7 protein-coding genes are annotated in these 9,151 nt (G+C 38.0%); 1 reads left to right on the top strand and 6 read right to left on the bottom strand.

The window, feature by feature from the left end:
* Positions 1-392: 392 nt before the first annotated feature.
* The 4 genes from QZ276_RS02385 to ftsZ all read right to left on the bottom strand — a co-directional run bounded on the left by QZ276_RS02385 (position 393) and on the right by ftsZ (position 5,793).
* The gene (locus QZ276_RS02385) at positions 393-2,411 is read right to left on the bottom strand and encodes a sodium-translocating pyrophosphatase (RefSeq protein WP_292484938.1); all 2,019 of its coding nucleotides are present in this window, start codon (positions 2,409-2,411) and stop codon (positions 393-395) included.
* Between the two features lie 163 nt (positions 2,412-2,574).
* Positions 2,575-3,021, bottom strand: coding sequence for a hypothetical protein (locus tag QZ276_RS02380; RefSeq protein WP_292484937.1), 447 nt, complete (start codon positions 3,019-3,021; stop codon positions 2,575-2,577).
* A 13-nt stretch (positions 3,022-3,034) separates the two neighbouring features.
* Positions 3,035-4,525 carry a dihydropteroate synthase-like protein gene (locus tag QZ276_RS02375; RefSeq protein ID WP_292484934.1) on the bottom strand — a complete coding sequence of 497 codons (1,491 nt, stop codon included), beginning with the start codon at positions 4,523-4,525 and terminating at the stop codon, positions 3,035-3,037.
* 107 nt (positions 4,526-4,632) lie between these two features.
* On the bottom strand, positions 4,633-5,793 hold the full coding sequence (gene ftsZ / locus QZ276_RS02370) for a cell division protein FtsZ (RefSeq protein ID WP_292484932.1): 1,161 nt from the start codon (positions 5,791-5,793) through the stop codon (positions 4,633-4,635).
* A gap of 528 nt (positions 5,794-6,321) precedes the next feature.
* Here ftsZ and QZ276_RS02365 point away from each other — a divergent pair.
* Positions 6,322-6,717 carry a Mov34/MPN/PAD-1 family protein gene (locus QZ276_RS02365; RefSeq protein ID WP_292484931.1) on the top strand — a complete coding sequence of 132 codons (396 nt, stop codon included), beginning with the start codon at positions 6,322-6,324 and terminating at the stop codon, positions 6,715-6,717.
* A gap of 14 nt (positions 6,718-6,731) precedes the next feature.
* Here the strand turns inward: QZ276_RS02365 and QZ276_RS02360 are convergent, their stop codons facing one another.
* Positions 6,732-7,571: a methanogenesis marker 8 protein gene (locus QZ276_RS02360; protein WP_292484929.1), complete on the bottom strand. Its 840-nt coding sequence runs from the start codon at positions 7,569-7,571 to the stop codon at positions 6,732-6,734.
* Between the two features lie 33 nt (positions 7,572-7,604).
* On the bottom strand, positions 7,605-8,906 hold the full coding sequence (locus QZ276_RS02355) for a phenylacetate--CoA ligase family protein (RefSeq protein WP_292484928.1): 1,302 nt from the start codon (positions 8,904-8,906) through the stop codon (positions 7,605-7,607).
* Positions 8,907-9,151: the final 245 nt, after the last annotated feature.

Here is a 9,151-nt window from a genome sequence, read left to right as displayed (position 1 = left end):
TACGTTAAATGTAGTTCAAGAGTGTATATCGCATTCATCTTCCAGCTTCGCTGGGAGCCTTCTGCGATATTTAGAATAAAAATTTATACCTCTGCCATGTTAGTGTATAACTGGATAAATCTAATTGTAAGTCTTTTGTTGAAAATGTAGAAAAAGTAGGGGACGAGCGGGTTGGGGAGTGGGGGTTTGTTGTAGGGGGAGTGTGGGTAAAAAAGTAGTCTTTGACCCGCTCGTTTCTAACCCCTCCATAGTAATTTATCATATAAATATTTATCCCTTTGCTATCGTAGTTTTAAATAAAAGTTGGCAAGTGAAAAAACAAATGTTCATCATCCATTATTTTCAATTTCTGGATATTATCAAAAAATTAGTGGATGGTAAAAGCCATCCAGTTAGAAAATCCCAGCACCTATAAAGATGGCTGAGAAAAGAATGGAGACCATATTTACAACCTTAATCAGGGCATTGAGCGCCGGACCTGCCGTATCTTTGAATGGGTCTCCTACTGTATCCCCTACTACAGCTGCTTTATGGGCATCTGAACCTTTACCACCGTACTCTCCGTCTTCAATCAGTTTTTTGGCATTGTCCCATGCACCTCCACCGTTGTCCATGGTCAGTGCAAGGAGAAATCCAGAAACAATAATACCCAACAGAAGACCCCCTAAAGCCAGTGGTCCAAGTACTACACCTACAACAAGGGGCACAACTACTGCCATTGCACCGGGTATAGCCATCTCGCGGATGGCAGCTCTTGTTGCTATATCAACACATTCACTGTATCCGGGTTTTGCCGTCCCTTCAAGGATACCAGGAATTTCCCTGAATTGTCGGCGGACTTCATTTACAACTTCAAAAGCTGCTTTTCCAACTGCCCTCATGGTAACCGCACTGAATATAAACGGCAGCAATCCACCTATAAATAGTCCGACAAGCACTACAGGATTATCAAGACTTAAACTCCCTGCACCTAGGTTGACTTTGTGTCGGTAATCAGCAAACAATGCCAGTGCACCAAGTGCAGCCGAACCTATCGCATAACCCTTAGTAACTGCTTTTGTAGTATTACCGACTGCATCAAGTGCATCAGTAACGTCACGGACGTTTTCAGGTAAATCCGCCATTTCCGCTATACCACCAGCGTTATCTGTAACCGGTCCAAATGAATCCATAGTTACAATCATGCCGGTTGTTGAAAGCATTGCTGATGCTGCTATTGCAATACCATATAATCCTATTGCCGGTGCAGCAGCCCCGCCAACAACAAAGTATGCGGCCAAGATACCTATTACAACAATTACTACTGGAAGTGCTGTACTTTCAAGCCCGATTGCAAGACCTGATATTACGTTTGTTCCTGATCCTGTTTCGGATGATTTGGCTATAGTTTTTACAGGTCTGAAACTTGTTGAAGTATAGTATTCGGTAAATACAACCATAAGAACCATTATAACAATACCGACAAGAGCCGCGTAAAAGAATACTATATCACCCATCAGGAAATCAGTTACAAAGTAAAATGCTACAATGGACAATATCGCTGAAAGGGCTACACCTTTATAAAGTGCTTTCATAATCTTTCCATCATCACCGACTTTTACAAAGAATATCGATATAATTGATGCAAAAATAGCCGCAGCTCCCAGTATAAGAGGATACAATATCGCATTTGGATAGGTTTCCAGAATTACTGAACCGAGCAACATTGCCGCAAGCACTGTTACAACATAGGTTTCAAAAAGGTCTGCTCCCATACCTGCACAGTCACCGACGTTATCACCGACGTTATCAGCAATCACTGCTGCATTACGTGGGTCGTCTTCTGGAATTCCTGCTTCGATTTTACCTACAAGGTCTCCACCAACATCAGCAGCCTTTGTATAAATACCTCCACCAACTCTGGCAAAAAGACTGATAAGACTTGCACCAAACCCAAAACCTATTACAAGGTCTACGTCTCCATAAATTATATAAAAACCACTTACACCGAGCAGCGCCAGACCTACAACTGCCAGACCTGTAACAGCACCACCACGGAATGCAATAGACATTGCATCTTTCAATCCATGTGAAGCAGCATTTGTGGTTCTGACATTTGCCCTGACAGATACATTCATCCCCAAATATCCTGCAGCTGCTGAACTTAAAGCTCCTGCTATAAATCCAATTGTTATTTTACCACTGTCATCCCCGAGCAAAGCAAAAATCAGTAATGCAAGTACAATCGCAACAGCAGTAATAGTTTTATATTGACGGTTTAAATATGCCATTGCCCCTTCTTGTATAGCTCCTGCTATTTGCTGCATAGCTTCCGTTCCCGGACTTTTTTTCATAATATTTTGTATAAAAAATGCAGAAAATACCAGGCTTACAATACCTGCAATAGGGGCTATATATATCAGGCTATCCATATTGCTACTCCTCTCCTTTTTCTCTTATTAGATGTTAGGCCATTAAATGTTAGATGTAGTTAATGCAACCTATTACATAAAACCTATAGATTTTTTTCAAATAATAAATCCAGTATCAAACTTGTATAAAGCAAGGTTTACATATAATCCAGTATAATATAGATTATAACTGAGAGATTTCAAACGCTACCTCATCTGGTACTTGCATGTTAAATTCATAAATTTTATACTGTGATTTTCTAGCAATATCTATTGCATTCTTTTGATCTGAAGAAAGTTCACTGTTATCACTTATTATACAGAAAAATTTTTCATCACCGTTCTTGACCATAAAATCAAAATGCTGAGCATATGAATCCAAAAACCCCATCAACTCTTTTAATTCATTCCATTTTTCACACATATGTATATTCTTGGTTGCCGAATTTGCAACATACCAGTCCCTGCTCATATAGGGGTAAGCATTGTACTGTTCATTTATTTCATCATATGCTTTATAAATCTTATTTATTTCAGATTTTAAATTAATCCATTTCCAGTTCTGGTTAGTAAAATAGCGTGCCGCAACGATTTTCATTATTGATTCTTTATCCATTTGTTCAAGTTTCACATTATCACCTATATTAAAACTCGTCGTCCTGTGAATAACTTCTGTTAAATTTAAGAGCCAGTTCTGCTTTTTTCAATTCCCGTCCCAGGTAACCCGCATGTTCAAGAGTTGATACAAGTTCCATATCAAGGATTGTATCAAAAATCTCATTTGCAGTTTTACCTACTATACAGGTTTTTTCATGCTCTACAACTATACATCTTTCAGAATAATTTAAATTTGTTGCAATTTTTATTCTAAAACACCCAGCAGGGTCAAGTTGCCATGAACCTGATACCTTAGCCTGTAAAAAATTATCTGGAACCGTGGCATCAGGATGTCTGCGTTTTTCTTTTAATACAAGCAAATCAAGGCCAAGGTCTTTTGGAGGGGTCTTTCGTTCTGAGGCAAGAGCCATCATATAAGATGATGTTTTCAACTCAATTATAGAGTCCTGTGTTTTATCACTAAGTTCAGGTGTAAAAAGTATACTTGCTCCAAGGTCGTTTGCAATTCCTGTAAGAGATGCATTAATACCCACTGAATCTGCATCTATTAGTTCTGTTACATTTCCTACCCCGAAAAACAGAGGAATTTCAGGGTACGTATCACAAACTTTTTTGTACCGGTTTATAGATTCATCTATACCATAGCCTATTGAATCAAGTACAGGGTCTGCAATAACACGAGTTATCCCTATCTCCATCACAGATTTGATGTTTTTAATCAAGCTCTCTAACCTTCTATCCTCATCAACACTCACGTCAGGAATTACAACTGCAGCAACATCATTTTCAGCTACTTTGTACCCTACTTCTTCAATGTTGCTACCATCAAGGCTTAAAACTATATCTATTCCGGAATCAAGTGCACTACTTATTAATTCAGAATCAAGTGTATCAATACTTAAAGGTACAGATGCTATACTCTTTGCGATTTCAACTGCATTTATTACCTCTTCAGGGGTTGCATCCATCGAAACCCCGATGTCAATAATGTCAGCACCTTTTTCTATAAAAGAAAGTATACTATTTTTAAGCGTTAATCCGTCCATACCAGTTGCATTTACAACCTCCCCCATCACTTTCATACGGGAGTTGCCACCTATTTTTAGCTCCCCTATATTAAATGCAGAGGTAGAATTATCCTCGATATTCTGTATCTGTTCAATCGCTTTTTTGTGTCGCACATCAGATAATAATTCACATGCAGGCTTTACTTTAGAAAATTTGAAGTTTTCTGCAAAAGGGATAACAAAATCCAAGTCATAAGCATGTTTGGAACCAAGATATACACTGCATCCCATTTCCATTTCAACCTTTGTAAAATCACCAGATACAATACCCGGTACAAAAACAATATCGTATTTGTCCGATAATTGTTCTTTTTTCATAGCCTGCAGTAATTTATTTGGTGTGATAAAAGCAGCAATATCTGTATCAAGTACCAGAACATCTGCCTCAGAGTTTACTGCATTTTTTACAGTTTGTTCTGCAAGATATCCTGTAACTATCAAGATTTTCATATGCTTTTGTAGGCTAACCTTGTATTAAAAACTTTATAAAAAATAGAGATACAAAATCCAATTTCAATTTGGAATTGAAACTGGATAAGCTCTGGATATAGATTTCGTTAATTAATTATGTCTATAATAGAACCATTGTTATTTTTATTTGGACCGGCTGAGTTCCGGTTCGGACTACTACCACTGGTAGAAGCTCTGCTTGGTTCTTTCTTCTCCACTATATTTGGATCGTATTCATTGGGTCCAAGTATCTGTGAAGATTGTACACCAGTCATTATAGCCATAACACGAACTTTTCCTTCAAAATCATCCCGTATTCTTGCACCCCATATTACATTGGCGTCGGGTGAAAGTTCATAGGTTAGAGAACCGGCTATTTCTTCGGCTTCTTTTAGACTCAAATCAGGTCCGCCTGTTATGTGTACAAGGCTTCCAGTTGCACCTCTGTAATCAACATCCAGCAATGGATGGTTTAATGCAGAACGTACAACATCGTCGCTCTTGTTCTGGTTTTTACTATCAGCAAACAGCATTACTGCTACTCCACCACAACCCATAATCGACCTTATATCAGCATAATCCAGATTGATGAGGGATGGTTGGGTAATTGTTTCTGTAATTCCTTTGACGGTTTCTGATATCAATTGATCCATAACTGAAAACGCCTGATCTATTGGCAGGTTTGGTACATATTCAAGTAATCTGTTGTTGTCAAGAACGATAACTGTATCACCTGTACGTCTGAGTTCTTCAAGCCCTTCCTCGGATTTTACAGTTCTTGCTCTTTCCACTCTGAAAGGACTGGATACCATTCCTACTACAATCGCTCCCTGCTCTTTTGCAATATCTGCTACAACAGGTGCTACACCTGTACCGGTGCCTCCACCCATACCTGCAGTTACAAATACAAGGTCAGAATCTTTGAATACCTCTTCAAGTGTACCGCGTGCAAGTTCTGCTGCTTTCTTACCCATTTCCGGGTATCCACCAGCACCCAGTCCACGTGTCAGGGTTTTACCGACCAATATCTTCTTGTCAGCATGTACGTTATCTAAGTGTTGTTTATCTGTATTTATTGCTACGGTTTCTGCACCTTCAATACCGATGTTATATAAACGATTTACAGTATTGTTACCAGCACCACCACATCCTACAATAGTGATTCTGGGCATCCCAAAACCTTCAAAATCATCTTCTGATTCTATCGATTCACTTTCTGATGTTTCTTTTTCTTTTTGCTTTAACGCTTCCTGTACCAAAGATTGCAAATTCATCCCCTCTCTTAGATTATGAAGCCCATTCGTTTTTTACTGTTAGCTGTCATTTCCTCAATACCACTATAATCATCATTATCATGATGGTTACACATATCATGAATTATTCTTATAGATTAGATATGGATACTATTTTTTTAACATATTATATTATTTTATCGTTTTTATTGAGATATAGTCATATTTGTAAATAAATTATAAATAAGTATATGACTATAGCTTGATTGAATTGTCAGTATATAGACGTATATAAGGTTATCGCAAATCTAATTCAGGATAAAAATTACAAATTTTATATTTATCACTATCAATCAAACTTATAATTAAATAATACTACTCACATATATTAATGTTGAACATAAAATTTACTAATAGGTTTTCAAATTGCAAACCGATGAAAAATATAATTTATAATAAATTTAATATACCAGAAAACATATAAAACTTTATAAAAGTAAGAAAATAGATTTAATTGATTTCTTTCAATCAAAATAATATAATTAAAAAACATAGTCTTATATTATGGAGATTAAAGGAATTGAACGTGATGCCCTAAATTTTATCTTAAAAGTAAGTGAATCCACTGCTCCTCTTGAATTTGCTGGACTTCTACATGCAGATAATGGAATTATTACAGAAGTCATCATACTCCCGGGTACTGAATCAAGCAACCGTAGTGCTGTCATGAAACTGTTTATGATGCCAAATGTTAAATCAGTGGGGTCTGTCCACAGCCACCCATCACCAAATATTAAACCATCAAAAGCAGACCTTCAAATGTTCTCAAAAACCGGTTCTCATCATATAATTGTAGGTGAACCGTTTGATGAGGACAGCTGGAGATGTTATGACAGGAACGGATATGTACAGAATCTTCCAGTTCTGGAATCAGAAATAAAAAATGATGATATAGTATAAACCATCTAACAATTTTATTTTGGCTGTTTCTCTTCTGGAAGTTCTGGTAATTCGGTAGTATTAACAAGTATTGGCTTTTCTACTTCTTTGGCGCGCTCAAGCATAATTTCTTTACCCCTTTGCGTGATTCCAAAGAGTGGTACTGCAGTTCCCACCTGCACCAAAGGTTTGATGACATCACGGATGTTTTTCGATGCACAGGCTGTTGTTATATCCAGATATTCTATAAGTTGCAGTGCTTTATCTCTCTCGATTCCGGTTATATGAACCCCTATAAGGATTAGTTCAAGTCCAAGTTCTGATTGCAAATCTCTGAGTTTTTTAGCTTCATCAACACCAGGAACTGTTACTGCAATTCTTTTATGTCCAAGCTCATTTGCTTTCCTAACTCCCTCAATAGAATCAATTTTTGCAGTAGACGGGTCAAGAACAACACCATCACTTTCCTGTATTCTTTCAATCAGACCTTCTATAGGTTCGGTTTCTACCAACCCGGAAATCCTTGCTCCCATTCCCTGTACAAGTTTGGGGTTACTGGTTATTACTGTACCTGCACCATCGCAGACTGTAACTGTGCTATCCAAGATATTTCTTCTGAGACCGGTCATCATTATTTCCGATGCACCAAAGCCCACAAACACTTCTTGTTCAATCTCTCTTTTGTCAGTAAACATGCCAAAATCATTAATCCTGAATTCCATGTTTTTTCTGACATCTTCAGGTGTTATTTTTTTGATACCGTGAACCTTATCAAAAATGGGACACCAGCTTATTACTGGCTCACTAACATCCACTACTTTACCATCTTTTACCGTTACTTTGGTTTTACCCAACATTTCCATTTTATGTGGCATATAATCCCTATTGTTAAATAATCAATATAGTGTTTAAAGTGCGTTACGCCTGTCTATTATCCTCTGAGATTTACCAGAAGTTCTGGGGATTGAACCTTTTTCTACAAGTTCAACATTTGTCCGTATGTTTAAGATGGATTTTAATTCATTTTCAACATGTTTCCTGACAGCAGATAGGTCTTGAAGTTCTCCTGTAAACGCATCATCTTCCAGTTCAACCCTGACAGTAATTTCATCCAGCATGTTTTGGCTTCTATCAAGAACCACCTGGAACTGGTCGGTGATTTCTGGTATATCCGCTATGACATTTTCTATCTGGGATGGGAATATATTGATACCCCTAACAATCAACATGTCATCTGCTCTGCCGAGCACTCTGGATATACGGGGTGTTGTTCTACCACAGCCACAATCACTTTCAAGCAGACGAGTGATATCTCCTGTTCGGTATCTTATAAGTGGTAAAGCCTCTTTTGTAAGAGATGTCAACACGAGTTCACCTTTTTCACCTTCTGAAACCTGTTCTCCATTCTCATCCAGCACTTCTACAAGGAAATGGTCACCCCAGACATGCAGTCCGTCCTGCTCTTCACATTCAAACGCCACACCAGGACCCATCATTTCAGAAAGACCGTATGAATCGTAGGCACTTATATTAAGCGCGTCCTCCAGTTGTCTGCGGGTATTTGACGACCAGGGTTCACCACCGAAACATCCAGTTTTCAATGACAGTTTATCAAGCATATCCATTTGTTCAGCGGTTTCTGCAAGATAAAGTGCATAGGATGGTGTGCAATGGATTGCAGTAACCCCATAATCAACCATCATCTCAAGTTGTCTGGCAGTGTTACCAGTTCCACTGGGTACAGTCATGGCACCAAGCTTCTCAATTCCATAATGATATCCAAGTCCACCTGTAAAAAGACCGTAATTTACAGAATTTTGAAATACATCATCATCACGAACACCGGCCATTACCAAGTTCCTTGCCATTATATTGGACCATGTGTCTATATCATTGGTCGTGTAACCTACAACAGTAGGTTTTCCTCCTGTACCAGAAGAAGCGTGTATCCGCACAATATCTTTTTTTGGAACTGCAAAAAGTCCGAAAGGATAAGTATCACGAAGGTCTTTTTTTATCGTCATTGGCAGTTTCTGTAATGAATCCAGTGATTTTACATCATCAGGACCTATTCCAAGCTGGTCAAATCTATCCTTAGAAAATGGTACATTGTTATAAACCTGTGAAACTGTCCTTTTCAATCTTTTAAACTGCAGGTCTCTGAGTTCTTCTGGTGCCATTGTTTCATATTTTGGCTGCCAGTATTTCATCAATAAAAATCTCCGTATATGTTTTTTTGTTCTAAATATGTTGGATGATAGAAGTCAATGTTTGAACTACACCACGCTTACACATGGAGATTCCTACGAGTGTTCATATCATCCATTGGATGTATTTTATAAACATCGAATGTCAATAAACCTGTTTGTCGTAGATTATAGGCGAATCGCCTGTAGCCTGTCCAAATGGCATTCTGTGATAGGTAACGGACCATGATATTTATTGCACTGTTTCT

It is taken from the genome of Methanohalobium sp., from assembly GCF_018609725.1.
GTDB lineage: Archaea > Halobacteriota > Methanosarcinia > Methanosarcinales > Methanosarcinaceae > Methanohalobium.
This window is presented reverse-complemented; position numbering and strand designations above follow the sequence as displayed.